This window comes from Streptomyces sp. NBC_00996, from assembly GCF_045162675.1.
GTDB lineage: Bacteria > Actinomycetota > Actinomycetes > Streptomycetales > Streptomycetaceae > Streptomyces.
The window spans coordinates 9273944-9291046 of sequence record NZ_CP108723.1; the positions used below are offsets into that span (position 1 = coordinate 9273944).

The following is a 17103-nucleotide window of genomic DNA, read 5'->3' on the forward strand; positions in this document are numbered from 1 at the left end:
CATGAACAACTCTTCGCACTCCGCGGCGACGGTCTACGTCCCCCGCGACTCGGCGGCCCGGTCCGTCGGCGCGGACGAGGTCGCGGACGCGCTGCAAGGCGCGGCCACGCGTGGAGACTTCGCCATCGACTTGGTGCGCAACGGATCGCGCGGCATGCTGTGGCTGGAGCCGATGGTCGAGGTCGTGACGCCGCAGGGCCGCGTCGGCTACGGGCCGGTGGCCCCCTCGGACGTGGACGGGCTCCTGGCCGCCGGCATGCTCGACGGGGCGGACCATCCGCTGCGGCTGGGAGTCGTGGACGAACTGCCCTGGCTGGCACGGCAGACGCGCGTCACCTTCGCCAGAGTCGGGGTGACCGACCCCTTGTCGACGCAGGACTATCTGGAACACGGCGGCCTTGTGGGGCTGCGCGCCGCCCTGGAGCGCGCACCGGCGGACGTGGTCACGGAGGTCACCGCATCCGGGCTGCGGGGCCGGGGCGGCGCGGGATTCCCGGCGGGCATCAAGTGGAAGACCGTGCTCGACTGCGCCGACGAGCTGAAGTTCGTCTGCTGCAACGCCGACGAGGGCGACAGCGGGACCTTCGCCGACCGCATGGTCATGGAGGGCGACCCGTTCCTGCTCATCGAGGGCATGACGATCGCCGCGCACGCGGTCGGGGCGAGCGAGGGCTACCTCTACATCCGCTCGGAGTACCCCGACGCGGTGGCCACGATGCGCGCGGCGATCGATATCGCCCGCGAGCACGGCTGGCTCGGCAAGGGCATCCTCGGCTCCGCGCTCGACTTCGACCTGCATGTCCGGGTCGGCGCCGGCGCGTACATCTGCGGCGAGGAGACCTCCATGCTGGAGAGCCTGGAGGGCAAGCGCGGCATGGTGCGTGCGAAGCCGCCGATCCCGGCGATCGAGGGCCTGTTCGGCAAACCGACCGTGGTGAACAACGTCCTCACGCTGGCGACCGTGCCCGTCGTGCTCGCCGACGGCGCGAAGGCGTACCAGGAACTGGGCGTCGAGCGGTCGCGGGGCACCCAGGTCTTCCAGCTCGGCGGCAACATCGCGCACGGCGGCATCGTGGAGACGGCGTTCGGCGTCACCCTGCGTGAGCTGGTCGAGGACTACGGCGGCGGGTCCTTCTCCGGACGCCCGGTGCGCACGGTGCAGGTCGGCGGGCCGCTCGGCGCCTATCTGCCGAAGTCGATGTTCGATCTGCCGATGGACTACGAGGCGTTCGCCGAGGCCGGAGCGATGGTCGGTCACGGCGGCATCGTGGTGTTCGACGACACGGTCGACATGGCCGCCCAGGCGCGCTTCGCGATGGAGTTCTGCGCCGAGGAGTCCTGCGGCAAGTGCACGCCGTGCCGGGTCGGTTCGGTGCGGGGCGTCGAGGTGATCGACAAGATCGTGGCCGGTCAGCACCGGGACGAGAACCTCGCCCTGCTCGAGGATCTGTGCGACCTGATGACCGACGGCTCGCTGTGCGCGATGGGCGGGCTGACGCCGATGCCCGTACGCAGCGCCCTCACTCACTTCCCCGACGATTTCCTCGGCGGCCGTCGATTCCTGGAGATCCAACCCGTACAAGCGACTGGCGTGAGGACGGAGGGCACGGCATGACACTGCTCAAGGAACCCGACTTCGGAACACCGGAAAGGCCCGGTCCGGCGACGGTGTCGGTGGAGGTGGACGGCCTCCCGGTGACCGTCCCGGAGGGTACGTCGGTGATGCGCGCCGCCGCGCAGGCCGGTGTCGACATACCCAAACTGTGCGCCACCGACAGCCTCGAGGCGTTCGGCTCCTGCCGACTGTGTGTGGTGGAGATCGACGGCCGGCGCGGCACCCCGGCGTCCTGCACCACACCGTGCGCCGACGGCATGAAGGTGAGCACCCAGACGCCGAAGGTGGAGAAGCTCCGCCAGGGCGTCATGGAGCTCTACATCTCCGACCACCCCCTCGACTGCCTCACCTGCCCGGCCAACGGCGACTGCGAACTGCAGGACATGGCCGGCGTGGTGGGACTCAGGCAGGTCCGGTACGGCTACGAGGGCGAGAACCACCTCGACGCCGAGAAGGACACGTCCAACCCCTACTTCGACTTCGACCCGTCCAAGTGCATCGCCTGCTCCCGCTGCGTGCGCGCCTGCGGCGAGGTGCAGGGCACGTTCGCGCTGACCATCGAGGGGCGCGGCTTCGACTCCAAGGTCTCGGCGGGCGCCGGCGAGACCTTCATGGACTCCGAGTGCGTCTCCTGCGGAGCCTGCGTGCAGGCCTGCCCGACCTCGACGCTGCAGGAGAAGTCGGTCGTCGAACTCGGCATGCCGACCCGCTCGGTGGTCACCACCTGCGCGTACTGCGGTGTCGGCTGCTCGTTCAAGGCCGAACTGCGCGGCGACGAACTGGTCCGGATGGTGCCGTACAAGGACGGCGGAGCGAACGAGGGCCACTCCTGCGTGAAGGGCAGGTTCGCCTTCGGCTATGCCACCCACCCCGACCGGGTGCTCAAGCCCATGGTGCGGGACAGAATCACCGATCCGTGGCGCGAGGTCGAGTGGGACGAGGCGATCGGCACGGTCGCCCGGCGGATGCGCGAGCTCCAGGACCGGTACGGATCGAGTGCGATCGGCGCGATCACCTCGTCACGGTGCACGAACGAAGAGGTCTACGTCGTCCAGAAGATGGTGCGTGCGGCCTTCGGCAACAACAACGTCGACACCTGTGCCCGCGTGTGCCACTCCCCGACGGGATACGGGCTCAAGCAGACCTTCGGCGAGTCGGCCGGCACCCAGGACTTCCGTTCGGTGGCCGAGGCCGACGTGATCATGGTGATCGGGGCCAACCCGACGGACGGGCATCCGGTGTTCGCCTCCCGGATGAAGCGCCGGCTGCGCGAGGGCGCGCAGCTCATCGTGGTCGACCCGCGCCGCATCGACCTGGTGCGCTCGCCGCACATCGAGGCCCAGCACCACCTCCAGCTCAGGCCGAGCACCAACGTCGCCGTGGTCAATGCCATGGCGCACGTGGTGGTCACCGAGGGTCTGGTCGACCGGTCCTTCGTGGACCAGCGGTGCGAAGGGTTCGACGAGTGGGCGGAGTTCATCGTCCGCCCGGAGAACAGCCCCGAGGTCGCCGAAGCGATCACCGGGGTGCCGGCCGAGGAGCTGCGGGCCGCCGCCCGGCTGTACGCCGAGGCACCCAACGGCGCCATCTACTACGGTCTTGGCGTCACCGAGCACAGCCAGGGCTCGACCATGGTCATGGGCATGGCCAACCTCGCGATGGCGTGCGGCAACATCGGCCGTGACGGCGTCGGCGTGAACCCGTTGCGCGGTCAGAACAACGTGCAGGGCTCCTGCGACATGGGCTCGTTCCCGCACGAACTGCCCGGCTACCGGCACGTGTCCGACGACGCCGTGCGCACCGTGTTCGAGAACCTCTGGGGCGGCACACTCCTGGCCGAGCCCGGACTGCGTATCCCCAACATGTTCGACGCGGCGATCGACGGAACCTTCCGCGGTCTGTTCGTGCACGGCGAGGACATCGCCCAGTCCGACCCCAACCTCAAGCACGTCACCGCCGCGCTCGAGGCCATGGAACTGGTCGTCGTGCAGGACCTGTTCCTCAACGAGACGGCCAAGTTCGCGCACGTCTTCCTGCCCGGCGCGTCGTTCCTGGAGAAGGACGGCACGTTCACCAACGCCGAGCGCAGGATCAACCGGGTGCGCGCGGTGATGAAGCCGAAGACCGGCAAGCACGAGTGGCAGATCGTGAGTGAGATCGCCACCGCCATGGGCTACCCGATGGCCTACGTCCACCCGAGCCGGATCATGGACGAGATCGCCTCGGTCACCCCCACCTTCACCGGTGTGTCCTTCGAGGTGCTGGACAAGCTCGGCAGTGTCCAGTGGCCGTGCAACGAGTCGGCTCCGCAGGGAACGCCGGTGATGCACGTGGACGAGTTCGTCCGGGGCAAGGGCAAGTTCGTGGTCACCGCCTTCGTGCCGACGAACGAGCGCAGCACCCGGCGCTTCCCGCTGGTCCTGACCACGGGGCGGATCCTCAGCCAGTACAACGTCGGCGCGCAGACCCGCCGTACCGGCAATGTCGCGTGGCATCCCGACGACGTCCTGGAGCTGCACCCGCACGACGCCGAGGTGCGCGGCATCACCGACGGTGACATGGTCACCCTGGCCAGCCGTGTCGGGCAGACCACGTTGCGCGCGGAGATCTCCGACCGGATGCCGACCGGGGTCGTGTACACCACGTTCCACCACCCCGTGACCGGCGCCAACGTGGTGACCACGGAGAACTCCGACTGGGCGACCAACTGCCCGGAGTACAAGGTGACCGCCGTGCAGGTCGGTCTCGCGCGCCCGCTCCAGCACAGCGAAGCGGAGCCGGCGGCGGACGACCTGGTTACGGTGGTGGACTGAGATGGCGGCCGCCGTGCCTCCGGAACGCCGGATGGCCAACGACATCGCCGCGCACCTCGGACACCTGCCGGGGGAGCAGGCCGCCGAGGCGGTCGCGGGCCACATCGGGAGGTTCTGGGACCCACGCATGCGCACGCGTTTGTACGAGTTCGTCGACGCCGGAGCGGACGGCCTCGACCCCTTGGTGGTCGCCGCGGTGAAGCTGATGCGCTGACCCGCTTGCGCGGGCCGGGCGGGAGGCGGCCCGGCCCGCGATGCGGGCCCTCGATTTCGTTCCTGAACGGATTCGGCAGCGGCGCCTTCTCCCCGCTGTTCGCCGCGCTCGTGCCCGACTGCTTCGCGGAGAACAACACCGCGCAGAACTACGGCCTGGTGTACAGCGCCGAGCTGGTCGGCGGGGTGGGCGGCGGCGGTCTGGCCGCCTCGGTGATCAGCGCCTGGGGCTATGCGGGCGGCTACAGCCTCGCCGGAGGCATCGCCTTCCTCTCCGCGGGGATCACGCTGTTCCTGCGACAGCCGGGACGGCCGCGCCGCGGACCGAGTGCCGGGCAACAGGCCAGCGGCCGCGCCGAGTTGACCGGCGCCGGACGGGACCGGTTGAGCGGTCCGGCCTCGGGGCGGCCGTCCAGCCGGTGGTCAGCCGCCGATGGCGGACATCGGGCGCCGGGGCTGGAGGAAGGACGGGTCGTCGAGACCGGAGCCTGCCTTCTTGCCCCACATCGCGGCGCGCCAGCGTTCGGCGATATCCTGATCGGACGCACCCGAGCGCAGCGCCGCGCGCAGGTCGGACTCCTCGCGGGCGAACAGGCAGTCGCGGACCTGACCGTCGGCAGTGAGCCGGGTGCGGTCGCAGTCGCGGCAGAACGGCCGGGTGACCGAGGCGATCACCCCGACCCGGGCGGGGCCACCGTCGACCAGCCAGCGCTCGGCCGGTGCTGAGCCGCGCAGCGAGGAGACCTCGGGAGTGAGGGTGTAGCGGGCGCGGAGCCTTTCGAGGATCTCGGCGGCGGTGACCATGTGGGCGCGCTGCCAGCCGTGTTGGGCGTCCAACGGCATCTGCTCGATGAAGCGCAGCTCGTAGTCGTGCTCAAGGGCCCAGTCCAGCAGGTCCGGGGCCTCGTCGTCGTTGATGTCGCGCATGAGGACCGAGTTGACCTTGACCGGCACGAGTCCGGCATCGCGGGCCTCGGTGAGACCGGTGATGACGTCGTGGTGTCGGTCGCGGCGGGTGAGGGTGCGGAAGACCTCGGCACGCAGCGTGTCGAAGGAGACGTTGACCCGGTCGAGGCCCGCGGTGCGCAGGGCCTCGGCGGTACGGGCGAGACCGATGCCGTTGGTGGTCAGCGAGAGCTCGGGGCGTGGGGCGAGGGCGGCGCAGCGCTCGACGATGCTCACCAGCCCGGGGCGGAGCAACGGTTCACCTCCGGTGAAGCGGACTTCGGTGATGCCCAGTTCCGAGACCGCGATGGAGACCAGTCGCACGATCTCGTCGTCGGTGAGCAACTCCGGTTTGGGGAGCCATCGCAGGCCCTCCTCGGGAACTCGACGCCATCGTGACCGCGGTGGTGGAGATGGCCGACATCTCCGGCGCCGAAGCGCCCACGCTGCGCGCGGTCCATGCCGCCACCGACCTCCTGGCGCGACGCGCCACGGCGGATTCGCGGGCCGAGGGGCCGGTGCCCGCCTGACGCGCTGACCTGCGACCGGAAGAAGGGGCCGCTTGCCGCGCTGGGTAGGCTTCGGCTGATCACATGGCATCCAGCTCTTCCGTTCGTAGCGCTGGCGCGGCCCCGGGAAGAGAGGAGTCGGTCATGCTGTTCCGGCAGCTGGAATACTTCGTGGCGGTGGCAAGGGAGCGGCACTTCGCCCGGGCGGCGGAGTCCTGTTATGTGTCCCAGCCCGCGCTCTCGGCGGCGATCGCCAAGCTGGAGCGGGAGTTGAACGTCACGCTGATCAACCGCGGGCACAACTACCAGGGCCTCACCCCGGAGGGCGAGCGCCTGGTCGTGTGGGCGAAGCGGATCCTCGCCGAGCAGGACGCGTTCAAGGCCGAGGTGGCCGCCGTGCAGTCGGGCATCACGGGGACGCTGCGGCTCGGGACGGACCCCACGGCGTCGACGACGCTGGCGCTTCCCGTGGCCGCGTTCTGTGCGGCGCACCCACTGGCCAAGGTGCAGGTCCGTTCGCGGTTGTCGACGAAGGAACTCCACCGCCAGCTGCGCGACTTCGAGCTGGATGTGGCGATCGCCCACTTCGACCCGGGCGACCAGGAGGGACTGCAGGTCGTTCCCCTGTACCAGGAGAGGTACATGCTGCTGGTGTCCGACGACCAGCTGATGTCCCAGGCCTCCACCATGACGTGGGCGGACGCGGCCCAGCTGCCGCTCGCACTGCTGACACCCGACATGCGGATCCGCCAGATCGTCGACACCGTGTTCGCGGAGAAGGGCTTCGTGGTGACCCCGCAGGTGGAGACGGACTCGATCGCCTCCCTCTACGCCCACGTGGGCGGCGGCGAATGGGCCAGCATCGTGCCGCACACGTGGTTGCGCGCGATGCCGGTGGTCGGCAGGACGAGAGCGCTGCCCCTGGTCGACCCGGAGGCCGGGGCCCAGGTCTCGGTGGCGATCCACGCGGCGACCCCCGGCTCGGTCGCCGCCCGGGCTTTCGTCAACGCGGCGACGGGCCTGTCGCTGGACGACTTCTTCGGCCAACCCCTGCCGACCGAGCATCGCGTGCGGTGAGCGGGGCCCCGCCCGCTCACCGCTGCCCGTACCGCGCCTCCACCGCCGGCCGGTCCAGCCCTCCTTTGGCCGTGTGCGGCAGAGCGGCGACGAGTTCGAGCCGGTCGGGCACCTCGAAGGCGGCCAGCCGGTCACGGCAGTACTGCAGGATCTCCTCGGCTCCGATGCTCTCGTTCGCGCGGACGACCACGGCGGCGCCGACCCGTTGCCCGTACGTCGCGTCGGGGACGGCGAACACGGCCGCCTCGCAGACTCCGGGGCAGCCGGCGAGGACGTCCTCGACGTACTCGGGTGAGATCTTCTCGCCGCCGCGGTTGATGAGGTTCTTGATGCGCCCGGTGAGGGACAGGTACCCGTCCTTGTCCAGCGAGCCCAGGTCCCCGGTGCGCAGCCAACCGTCGGCGAAACCGTGCGCGGTCTCGGCCGGATCGGCCAGGTAGCCGCGGGCGACGGTGGGACCGTGCACCCATACTTCGCCCTGGACGCCGACCGGGCACACGCGCCTGTTCGGGTCGACCACGCGAAGGTCCACTCCGGTCGCCCGGCCGACCGAGCCGTGCTTCAGTGATCCCCGCTGCGGCAGCGGCTCGCTGGTGGCCTGGTGAGTGGACTCGGTCATGCCGTACGCGGACAGCAGTGGCGCGCCGAACGTGCGCTCCAGCGCCCGCTGCGTGGCCGTGTTGAGAGGGGCACTGCAACTGCGGACGAACTTCAGGGGCGGCACCGGCGGGCCCGGGTAGTCGACCTCCGAGCGGTCCAGCAGGATCTCGTGGATGGTCGGGACCGCGGTGAACCAGGTGGCGGCCGCGGCGCGCATGTCGTCCCAGAACGTACCGGCCGAGAACCGTCCCCGCTCGGGCAGCAGCACACAGCCGCCGCTGGCCAGGGAGGCCAGGAGCGCCGCGAACAGCCCGTGGCCGTGGAAGAACGGCATCACCGCGACCGTCGCGTCCCCGGGACCCAGTTCGTAGGTGGCGCAGATGTTCCGCACGGACGCCGCCACGTTGGCGTGGGTCAGCGGGACCATCTTGGCCAGGTCGGTGGTTCCGGCGGTGAACAGGACGAGGGCGTCCTCGGGGACGAGCTCGGCTGCCGCGCCCCGGACATGGCGCACCGCACCCGCGCCGGTGTCGAGCGCGACCGCGGCCGTCCCGGCACGGGAGACGTCCACGCGCAGGGCCCAGGCCGGGACCCGAACCGGTGCGATCGCCGGGGCGTCGGCCGCGGGCGGACCGAGCAGGACCGCCTGCGCGCCCAGCGCTTCGAGCCGGGCGGACAGCTGCGATTCGGGCAGTGCGGGATCCAGCGGAGCGACCACCAGACCGGCGCGCGCCGCGCCGAGCAGCGCCACGACGAACTCGGCGGTGTTGGCGCCGATCAGGCCGACCGCGTCGCCGCGGTGCAGCCCCGTGCCGCCGAGACGGGTGGCCACGTCGTCCGCCAGGGCCGCGAGGGCCCGGTAGGACAGCTGCACCCGCTCCCCGGTGACGACGAGGGCCCGGGCGCGCGGACGTTCGCGCACCTGCCGGTCGAGGAGATCGACGAGACCCGTGATCGCCGGGGGCCGGTACCGGTTCGCGTCGCGCACGGATGCCGCGGCCGGAACGGCCATGACCCCACCTCCTCGCGCCAAGTCCGATGAAGCACTCCTCTGCGAGCCTGCGGCGGTGCGCGGGGCGCGTCCAATACGTACTGGCGAACGGCCGATAGCAGCCGTCTATCAAGGGAGTTGCGACGCCTCCACCAGCCATCGATAGATGTTGTTTATCGGCTGGTCGTCGATGGGTCTTGGACGCGGGCGGGCGGGCTGCGGAAGGTGAGAGAAGTAGCCGCACCGGCATGACCTGCCCAAGGAGGACCTCGGACCATGACCGCACCCTCGACAATGGAGACCGCGGCAGCAGCCGACGTTCCGACCGAGCTCACCGACGGGTACCACCTGGTCGTCGACGCGCTCAAGATGAACGACGTCGACACCATCTACGGGGTGGTCGGCATCCCGATCACCGACCTGGCCCGCCTCGCGCAGGCACAGGGCATCCGCTACATCGGCTTCCGTCACGAGAGCAACGCCGGACACGCGGCCGCGGCCGCCGGCTACCTCACGAAGAAGCCGGGCGTGGCGCTGACGGTGTCGGCACCGGGCTTTCTCAACGGGCTTGTCGCGCTGGCGAACGCGACCACCAACTGCTTTCCGATGGTCCAGATCTCCGGCTCCAGCGAGCGCCACCTCGTCGACCTCAAACAGGGCGACTACGAGGAGATGGACCAGCTCGCCGCCGCGCAGCCGTTCGTCAAGGCCGCGTACCGGGTGAGCCGGGTGGAGGACATCGGCCGGGGCATCGCCCGCGCGCTGCGCACCGCCATCTCCGGGCGACCCGGCGGGGTCTACCTCGACGTTCCCGCCGCGGTGCTCGGCTCCATCATGGACGCGGAGGCGGGCGCCAGGACGCTGAGCCGTCTCGTCGACCCCGCCCCGCGCCAACTGCCCGCGCCGGAGGCCGTGGACCGCGCGATCGAGCTCCTGGCAGGCGCCGAGCGGCCGTTGGTGGTGCTCGGCAAGGGCGCCGCGTACGCGCAGGCCGATGCCAGGATCCGTGAGTTCATCGAGTCCACCGGCATCCCGTACGTACCGATGTCGATGGCGAAGGGGCTGCTGCCCGACGACCACCCGCAGTCGGCGGCCACCGCCCGTTCGCTGGCGCTGAAGAAGGCCGACGTCGTCATGCTCGTCGGCGCCCGCCTCAACTGGCTGCTGAACCACGGCGAGGCACCGCAGTGGAACCCCGACGCCAAGTTCATCCAGGTGGACATCGAGCCCAAGGAGATGGACAGCAACCAGCCCATCGCGGCCCCGCTCGTCGGAGACATCGAGTCGGTGCTCGACGCGCTCGCCGAGCGGACCAAGCCGGGCCGGATCGCGGCCCCCGCCGCCTGGCGGGAGGAGCTGGCGGCGCGCTCGGCGCAGAACGTCGCCAAGATGGCGGAGCGACTCAAGGCCGACCCCCATCCGATGCAGTTCACGGGCGCCCTGAAGGCCGTACGTGACGTCGTGCACGCGCGGCCCGAGACGTACATCGTCAACGAGGGCGCCAACGCCCTGGACATCGCGCGCAACGTGATCGACATGCACGTACCGCGCCACCGCCTCGACAGCGGCACGTGGGGCGTCATGGGCATCGGCATGGGCTACGCGATCGCCGCCGCCGTCGAGAGCGGCGGCGCTCCGGTCGTGGCCGTCGAGGGCGACAGCGCCTTCGGGTTCAGCGGCATGGAGCTGGAGACGATCTGCCGCTACAAACTGCCCGTCGTCACGATCATCATGAACAACGGCGGTGTCTACCGGGGCGACGACGTCAATCCGCTCGACGACGCCCCGTCGCCGACGACCCTCATGCTCGCGGCCCGCCACGACCTGATGATCGAGGCGTTCGGCGGCAAGGGCTACCGCGCGACCACGCCCGCCGAGGTCACCGCCGCTCTCACCGAGGCGCTGGCCTCGGGTGGCCCGGCGCTCATCGACTGTGTGATCGACCCCTCGGCCGGCACCGAGAGCGGCCACATCTCGCACCTCAACCCCAAGGGCATCACCGTCGGCAACATCACGCCGGCGAAGAAGTGACCGCCTTCACCCCGCAGTCCGCCCCGCACCAGATCATTCACGAGAAGGAAACCAACATGAGTGAACAGCCGCTCGCCGGAATCAAGGTGATCGACTTCACCGGGGTCCAGGCCGGTCCCGCTTGTACCCAGATGCTCGCCTGGTTCGGCGCCGACGTCATCAAGGTCGAGCGCATCAACGGCGGCGACGTGACCCGCAAGCAGTTGCGGGACATCCCCGACCTCGACGCCCTGTACTTCACCATGCTGAACAGCAACAAGCGCTCGCTGGCCATCAACACCAAGACCCCCGAGGGCAAGGAGGTCATGGAGAAGCTGATCCGCGAGTCCGACATCCTCGTAGAGAACTTCGCACCGGGCGCCATGGACCGCATGGGTCTCGGGTGGGACTACATCCACGAGCTGAACCCGCGGCTGATCTTCGGTTCCGTCAAGGGCTTCAACGACGACTCGAAGTGGAACGACCTGAAGGTCTACGAGAACGTCGCCCAGGCCGCCGGCGGCGCCGCGTCGACCACCGGTTTCTGGGACGGCCCGCCCACCATCAGCGGCTCGGCCCTGGGTGACAGCAACACCGGTATGCACCTGATGATCGGCCTCCTTGCGGCGATCATCCAGCGCAACGAGACCGGTGAGGGCCAGAAGGTCTCGGTGTCCATGCAGGACGCCTGCCTCAACCTGACCCGCGTCAAGCTCCGTGACCAGCAGCGCCTGGAGAAGGTCGGCTACCTGGAGGAGTACCCGCAGTACCCGCACGGCGAGTTCGGCGACACGGTGCCTCGCGGCGGCAACGCCGGCGGCGGCGGTCAGCCGGGCTGGATCCTGAAGTGCAAGGGCTGGGAGACCGACCCCAACGCCTACATCTACTTCACGGTCCAGGAGCAGAACTGGGCGCGCACCTGCGAGGCCATCGGCCACCCGGAGTGGAAGGAGGACCCGGAGTACACCACCGCCCGGGCCCGCCAGCCGCACATCATGGAGATCTTCGGCGAGATCGAGAAGTGGCTCGCCGACAAGACCAAGTACGAGGCGGTCGACATCCTGCGTGAGTGGGAGGTGCCCTGCGCCCCCGTGCTCAGCATGAAGGAGCTCGCCGAGGACCCCGACATGCGCAAGAGCGGCACGATCGTCGAGGTCGAGCAGAAGGAGCGCGGCACCTACCTGACCGTGGGCAGCCCGATCAAGTTCTCCGGTTTCAAGCCCGACATCAAGGGCGCGCCGCTGCTCGGCGAGCACACCGACGAGGTGCTCGCGGACCTCGGCTACGACGCGGCCGACATCCGCAAGCTGCACGAGGGCCAGGTCGTCGCCTGACCCGGAACACCACGGTGCCCCGCGTACGGTCCGGCGGGTTCTATTGATCCCCGCAACACCCTGGAGTTCAGGGAATTGCGGGGATCGTGGATTTCGAGGTGCTGAGGGCGAGGTTCTTCGAGGCACTGGACGCCGTGCAGACCGTCCGACAATCCACGCTCGTCAACAGGTTGCTGCCCGAGTGCCCTCGTACCGGGGGATGTTCGAGCGGATGTGTGAGGCAGTCATGTCATGTCCCCGCTGATCAGAAGGAGGCGGGCATGGACCTGAATGGGCATCACGATGACGCTACTTCGGACGCCGAACAGCCGGCGGATCGCTCCCCGGCGCAGCCGCATGGGGAGGGACGGCAGGACCGCGACAGTATGGTCGCGGGTCTGGCGGGCGAGCTCGGCGCGGAGCTGGTGCGGGCCATCCGCACGGGGCTGGCCCAGGGACCCAGCTCCGCCTACGGGGCACGGGGCCCGTCCCAGCTGAGTTGGTACGCCTTCGCGACCGAGTACGCCCGGGCGCACTGGCCCGGAAGGGCAGCGAAGACCCGGGACGAGGTCAGCGACGCGCTGACCGCCGTCACTTTGGCGATGTGCTGGGACCTCCCTGGCCGGCCGAAGGAGCAGCTGCTGCGCCGTGCCCTGCGCCACTGGGCTTTCGTCGTACTTGGGCCGGAGCAGCGGGAGATGCCGGCGGAGGACCGGCTGCTGCTGCAGTGGGTGGCGAAGGCGTCCCGGCCTCTGGTCGACCTGCACGATCCGGTGCTGGCGCGGGATGTGCTGGAGTCGCTGCGCCGCAAGCTGGATGGCGGTGAGGCGGCGGTGGAGACAATGCGCCGCAAGCGCAAGGTGCTGGTGCACGCGCTCCACTACGCCGTGGAGAGAGGCGAGTTCAGCACGCACCCGCTGGCGAAGGTCCGGTGGGGGTGCCCAAGCCGGCGGTGGGGGTGGATCCGCGGGTGGTGGCCAACCCGTATCAGGCACGGGATCTGCTGAGTCGTCTCCTACGTGGGTGGCTACCGGCGAGCCCGTGGCCGTCGGCTGGTCGGGCTGTTCGCGGGTATGTACTACGCGGGTCTGCGACCGGAAGAGGCTATCGCTGTCGCCTTGCCGGACTGCCGTCTGCCCAGCACTGGTTGGGGACGGATGATCGTGCACCGCACGCTGCCGCAGGCGGGCAAGCGGTGGACCGACACCGGCCAGTTCCACGACGAGCGGGGCCTGAAGAACCGCCCGCCCGGTGAGACGAGGGTGGTGCCGCTGCCACCGCATCTGGTGGCGCTGTGGCGCGAGAGCGTGACCTCGTTCGGCACCGCCGACGACGGACGGCTGTTCTTCAGCGAACGCGGCGGCATCCTGAGCTACAGCGCCTACCACTGGGTCTGGCGCGAAGCCCGTGACCTGGCTCTGCCGCCCGCCCTCTCCGGCACCCCGCTCGCGAAACGCCCGTACGATCTGCGGCACTCGGCGCTGTCCACCTGGCTGTGCGCGGGCGCCGACCCCGCCGAGGTCGCCCAGCGGGCCGGCAAGGCGGCCTGCCAGGGCACCACCAAGTGCGGAGTGGGCGTTGCAGGGGTGGAGGCCTCAGGCATGGCGAGAAGAGTGCCGTTCGGTCAGTTCCTCAGGGTAGTGGCCCACTCTCCAAGGACGTCACCGCGTCGGTGGTGCGGGGGCTGCGGTCAGAGTCGGCCGGTGAGTGCCTGGAGGCCAAGGGATGTGGCGCCGACGCCGGCCCACAGCGCCGCGCCCAGGAGCAGTGGCCGTGGCCCGGCGGCGCGGATCTGCGACGGGTTCAGCGACAGACCGATACCCGCCAACGACGTCGTGATCATGAAAGTGCCCGCAGTTGACAGGGCCGGATGCCATGAGCCGGGGATCACGCCGACGGTGGCGGTCGCCGACGCGGCCAGGAAGCCGACGATGAACAGCGGGAACGCCCGCCAAGCCGTACCGCCGTCGTGGGTCTCCCACCGGTTGGCTCGTCGGCGCCGGGACTGCCACACCTGCAGGACCACGCAGATCGGCACGATCATGAGGCTGCGGGTCAGCTTGACCACGACGGCATACGCTCCGGCCGGCGTCCCGTAGGCGTAGGCGGCGGCAACCACCGAGGAAGTGTCGTTCACCGCGGTGCCGCTCCACAGTCCGAATGCCTGCTGGGACAGTCCGAGCAGGTGGCCGAGGGATGGATACAGCAGGACCGCGGCGATGTTGAAGGTGAAGATGGTGCCCATCGCGTACGCGACCCGGGCTTCCGCCGCCTTCACGACGGAGGTGACCGCGGCGATCGCCGACGCTCCGCAGATACCCGTTCCCACCCCGATCAGCAGCCGGGCCTCCGGGTGGATGCCCAGCAGGCGGCCGACGAACCAGGCGCCGCTCAGCGCCACCGCCAGGGTGCCCAGCATGACCGGCAGCGAACCCGCCCCCACCCGCAGCACTTCGCTCAGCGGGAGTCCGGTTCCGAGGACGACGATGGACGCTTGGAGGACCTTCCGGGCGGCCATCGCGAATCCCGGGCGCAGCCGCTCGACGGCCGCGGTCGCCGGAACCCGTCTCAGCAGAACTCCGGCACCGACGCCGACCACGAGCCCCAGCACCGGGCCGCCCACCGTCGGGACCAGCGTGCCCAGCCAGGTGGCCGGCAGTGCGAGCACCGCCGCGACGACCAGCCCGGGGAGCGTGTCGCCCACCGCCCGGTACAGACGCCGTGCGCGGGCGGGGGCGCCCTGCGGTGGTGGCTTGACCGGCACTGCGTACGACGATTCCATTGCGTCTCCTTACGTCACGTCTCCTTCGCCGGCCCGCGGACCTTCGAGTCCGCGCCTGCCCCACCGCACGATCGCCGTGTTCGGCCGGGCTCCGGTAGAGACCGAATTCAGAGGAGGTCATAAGCCGTGCTGATGGGGCTGCCGCCGGGTACGCCGGAGCTGAAGGTGCTGGATCTGTTGGTGTCGGTGGCGGAGACGGGCAGTCTCGGCCAGGCCGCCGGGCGGCACGGGATCAGCCAGCCGGCGGCGAGCATGCGGATCAGCGCGTTGGAGCGCCAGCTCAGGCTGGTGCTGCTCGAACGAGGCCCCACGGGGTCCCGGCTCACCCCGGCCGGAACCGCCGTCGTCGACTGGGCACGGCCGGTGCTCGACGCGGCCCGGGCCCTGGTCAGCGGGGTCGCCGCGCTGCACGCAGACCAGCAGGGCCGACTGCGGGTCGCCGCCTCGATGACGATCGCCGATCACCGGGTGCCGGGCTGGCTGATCACCCTGCACGGCAGAGCCCCGGAGACCAGAGTCGCCTTGCGGGTCGGCAACTCGTCACAGGTCGCTGACATGGTCCGCAGCCGCGAGGCCGACCTGGGATTCGTCGAGGGCCCGCACGCACCGGGCGGCCTGCGCAGCCGGGCGATCGACGACGACGAACTGGTCGTGGTGGTCGCACCGGGACACCCGTGGGCCAAACGCCGCACGCCCCTGCCGCTGCGGATGCTGGCCGCCACCCCGTTGATCCTGCGCGAACAGGGTTCGGGCACCCGTGACGCGCTACGCGAATTCCTCCGGGAGGCCGGTGAACTCGCGCCCCCCGCCGCCGAACTCGGCTCCACCACCGCGATCAAGTCGGCCGTGACCACCGGGGAGGCGCCCGCCGTCCTGAGCCGTCTCGCGCTGTCCGCCGAACTCCATGACCGGCGGCTCATCAATGTGCCGCTGGAAGGGCCCCGCCTGCTACGCCGGAAGTTCCGTGCTGTCTGGCTCCATGAGACGCCTCCGTCCGGCCCGGCGGCGACATTGCTGGCCCTTGCCACCCGCGGGCAGTGATCGTGGTCGGTGAGTTGCCTCGGCCCGCGTACACGTAATGCTCGTGTCCTGGCCGCGGCCTCGGCCGGGGGCGGGACGCGCCCGCGGTCCCTGGCCACATCCCGGTAGCGCCCGCGGTCAGCGCGGCACCTCGTCGGCGGCCTCTGCCGCCCAGGAGATCCCGGCCGACCGCCGACGGAACACGGCCCCTGGCCGACTGCCGGAGCCGGAGCCCGCGCCCCTCATCGGTGGTGCTCGCAAGCGCGTCGCGCCGCGGCCGACGTGGCGATACGACCCGGCAGCAGCCCGTCACCCCAGGTCAACGGCACGCCGCCACACGGCGAGACTGGCGTAACAAGCGCGCAATTCCAGCCACCGGTACGCGTAACAAGCGCTCCGGAGCATTCCGGCCATGACAGGGATCATCGCTGGTGGCCGGGTGACAGGAAGCCGTGTCGCACCAGTACGGCGTATCCGGGACGTGCTGCGCACCCGCATTCTGGCGGGCGTATACGGCACCCGGCCGCTGCCCTCGGAAACAGCGCTGGCCGCGGAGTTCGGGGCCAGTCGCAACATCGTGCGGGACGTCCTCGCGCTGTTGCGCAAGGAGGGGCTGGTCGACCGTATCCCCGGAGTCGGGACGCTCGTGGTCGCCGGCAAGGCCGTGCAGGGGCTGGATCGCCTGCGCGGGCTGGCGGAGAGCTTCGACACCGGCTGCGACCGGGTGGTCAACCACGTCCTGCTGGCGGACACCGTGCCCGCCACCCCCACGGTGGCCGAGCGGCTGTCGCTCGATCCGGGCACGGAAGTGATCGCCCTGGAACGGCTACGGCTACTGGACGGGCACCCGCTGTCCCTGGACGCCAGCTACCTGCCGGCGGACGTCGGGCGGCCCCTGCTGGAGATGGATCTGGCGCGGCACGACGTCTTCGGACTGCTCGAAGGCGAACTCGGCCTGCCGCTGGGCGCCGCGGCGCTGTCCATCGAGGCGATCGCCGCCGACCGCACGGTCGCCGACCTCCTCCACGTGCCCGACGGCTTTCCCCTGCTGTTCCTCGAACGGCTGACGTACACCGACGAGGGCCGGCCCATCGACCTCGAGTTCGTCCGCTTCCGCGGAGACCGGACGTCACTGGCCGGCTGGCTCCAACGCACCCCCGACCCCACGCACCCGCTGCTGAACCACCACCCTTCTCAAGAAAGGGGCTGACTTCC

Annotated in this window: 12 protein-coding genes and 1 pseudogene; 10 read left to right on the plus strand and 3 right to left on the minus strand. The window is 70.4% G+C overall.

Annotated features, from left to right (window positions below; genetic code table 11):
* Position 1 precedes the first annotated feature (1 nt).
* From OG390_RS42935 to OG390_RS42950, 4 genes and pseudogenes are all read left to right on the plus strand, one after another.
* Positions 2–1615: a formate dehydrogenase beta subunit gene (locus OG390_RS42935; RefSeq protein ID WP_406175551.1), complete on the plus strand. Its 1614-nt coding sequence runs from the start codon at positions 2–4 to the stop codon at positions 1613–1615.
* The gene (gene fdhF / locus OG390_RS42940) at positions 1612–4428 is read left to right on the plus strand and encodes a formate dehydrogenase subunit alpha (protein ID WP_406175553.1); all 2817 of its coding nucleotides are present in this window, start codon (positions 1612–1614) and stop codon (positions 4426–4428) included. The genes OG390_RS42935 and fdhF overlap by 4 nt, the downstream gene beginning before the upstream one ends.
* Before the next feature lies 1 nt (position 4429).
* Positions 4430–4642, plus strand: coding sequence for a formate dehydrogenase subunit delta (locus tag OG390_RS42945; protein ID WP_399091644.1), 213 nt, complete (start codon positions 4430–4432; stop codon positions 4640–4642).
* Positions 4643–4647: 5 nt separating this feature from the next.
* Positions 4648–4977, plus strand: a pseudogene (locus OG390_RS42950) (MFS transporter); the annotation flags it as partial.
* Positions 4978–5064: 87 nt separating this feature from the next.
* Here OG390_RS42950 and moaA read toward each other — a convergent pair.
* Positions 5065–6186, minus strand: a complete 1122-nt coding sequence (moaA, locus tag OG390_RS42955; RefSeq protein WP_406175555.1) for a GTP 3',8-cyclase MoaA — start codon at positions 6184–6186, stop codon at positions 5065–5067.
* 53 nt (positions 6187–6239) lie between these two features.
* On the opposite strand from moaA, the gene OG390_RS42960 reads away from it, so the two are divergent.
* Positions 6240–7172 carry a LysR family transcriptional regulator gene (locus tag OG390_RS42960; RefSeq protein WP_406175557.1) on the plus strand — a complete coding sequence of 311 codons (933 nt, stop codon included), beginning with the start codon at positions 6240–6242 and terminating at the stop codon, positions 7170–7172.
* A gap of 16 nt (positions 7173–7188) precedes the next feature.
* Here OG390_RS42960 and OG390_RS42965 read toward each other — a convergent pair whose 3' ends face one another.
* Positions 7189–8784, minus strand: coding sequence for a FadD7 family fatty acid--CoA ligase (locus tag OG390_RS42965; RefSeq protein WP_406175559.1), 1596 nt, complete (start codon positions 8782–8784; stop codon positions 7189–7191).
* A gap of 255 nt (positions 8785–9039) precedes the next feature.
* Between OG390_RS42965 and oxc the strand changes: the two genes are divergently transcribed.
* The 3 genes from oxc (at position 9040) to OG390_RS42980 (ending at position 13093) form a co-directional block, all read left to right on the plus strand.
* Positions 9040–10794 carry an oxalyl-CoA decarboxylase gene (oxc, locus tag OG390_RS42970; protein ID WP_406175560.1) on the plus strand — a complete coding sequence of 585 codons (1755 nt, stop codon included), beginning with the start codon at positions 9040–9042 and terminating at the stop codon, positions 10792–10794.
* 56 nt (positions 10795–10850) lie between these two features.
* A complete protein-coding gene (frc, locus tag OG390_RS42975; RefSeq protein ID WP_406175562.1) occupies positions 10851–12107 on the plus strand; it encodes a formyl-CoA transferase in 1257 nt (418 codons plus the stop codon).
* 260 nt (positions 12108–12367) lie between these two features.
* On the plus strand, positions 12368–13093 hold the full coding sequence (locus OG390_RS42980; protein ID WP_406175563.1) for a hypothetical protein: 726 nt from the start codon (positions 12368–12370) through the stop codon (positions 13091–13093).
* A gap of 683 nt (positions 13094–13776) precedes the next feature.
* Here the strand turns inward: OG390_RS42980 and OG390_RS42985 are convergent.
* Positions 13777–14868, minus strand: coding sequence for a YeiH family protein (locus OG390_RS42985; RefSeq protein WP_406175565.1), 1092 nt, complete (start codon positions 14866–14868; stop codon positions 13777–13779).
* Between the two features lie 132 nt (positions 14869–15000).
* Between OG390_RS42985 and OG390_RS42990 the strand changes: the two genes are divergently transcribed.
* Positions 15001–15909, plus strand: a complete 909-nt coding sequence (locus OG390_RS42990) for a LysR family transcriptional regulator (RefSeq protein WP_406178207.1) — start codon at positions 15001–15003, stop codon at positions 15907–15909.
* 391 nt (positions 15910–16300) lie between these two features.
* Positions 16301–17098: a GntR family transcriptional regulator gene (locus OG390_RS42995; RefSeq protein WP_406175567.1), complete on the plus strand. Its 798-nt coding sequence runs from the start codon at positions 16301–16303 to the stop codon at positions 17096–17098.
* Positions 17099–17103: the final 5 nt, after the last annotated feature.

Excerpts from the sequence above, each read along its gene's own strand:
- OG390_RS42935 (WP_406175551.1), top strand. The coding sequence starts at position 2 with ATGAACAACTCTTCGCACTCCGCGGCGACGGTCTACGTCCCCCGCGAC.
- fdhF (WP_406175553.1), top strand. The coding sequence starts at position 1,612 with ATGACACTGCTCAAGGAACCCGACTTCGGAACACCGGAAAGGCCCGGT.
- OG390_RS42945 (WP_399091644.1), top strand. The coding sequence starts at position 4,430 with ATGGCGGCCGCCGTGCCTCCGGAACGCCGGATGGCCAACGACATCGCC.
- moaA (WP_406175555.1), bottom strand. The coding sequence starts at position 6,186 with ATGCCATGTGATCAGCCGAAGCCTACCCAGCGCGGCAAGCGGCCCCTT.
- OG390_RS42960 (WP_406175557.1), top strand. The coding sequence starts at position 6,240 with ATGCTGTTCCGGCAGCTGGAATACTTCGTGGCGGTGGCAAGGGAGCGG.
- OG390_RS42965 (WP_406175559.1), bottom strand. The coding sequence starts at position 8,784 with ATGGCCGTTCCGGCCGCGGCATCCGTGCGCGACGCGAACCGGTACCGG.
- oxc (WP_406175560.1), top strand. The coding sequence starts at position 9,040 with ATGACCGCACCCTCGACAATGGAGACCGCGGCAGCAGCCGACGTTCCG.
- frc (WP_406175562.1), top strand. The coding sequence starts at position 10,851 with ATGAGTGAACAGCCGCTCGCCGGAATCAAGGTGATCGACTTCACCGGG.
- OG390_RS42980 (WP_406175563.1), top strand. The coding sequence starts at position 12,368 with ATGGACCTGAATGGGCATCACGATGACGCTACTTCGGACGCCGAACAG.
- OG390_RS42985 (WP_406175565.1), bottom strand. The coding sequence starts at position 14,868 with ATGGAATCGTCGTACGCAGTGCCGGTCAAGCCACCACCGCAGGGCGCC.
- OG390_RS42990 (WP_406178207.1), top strand. The coding sequence starts at position 15,001 with ATGGGGCTGCCGCCGGGTACGCCGGAGCTGAAGGTGCTGGATCTGTTG.
- OG390_RS42995 (WP_406175567.1), top strand. The coding sequence starts at position 16,301 with ATGACAGGGATCATCGCTGGTGGCCGGGTGACAGGAAGCCGTGTCGCA.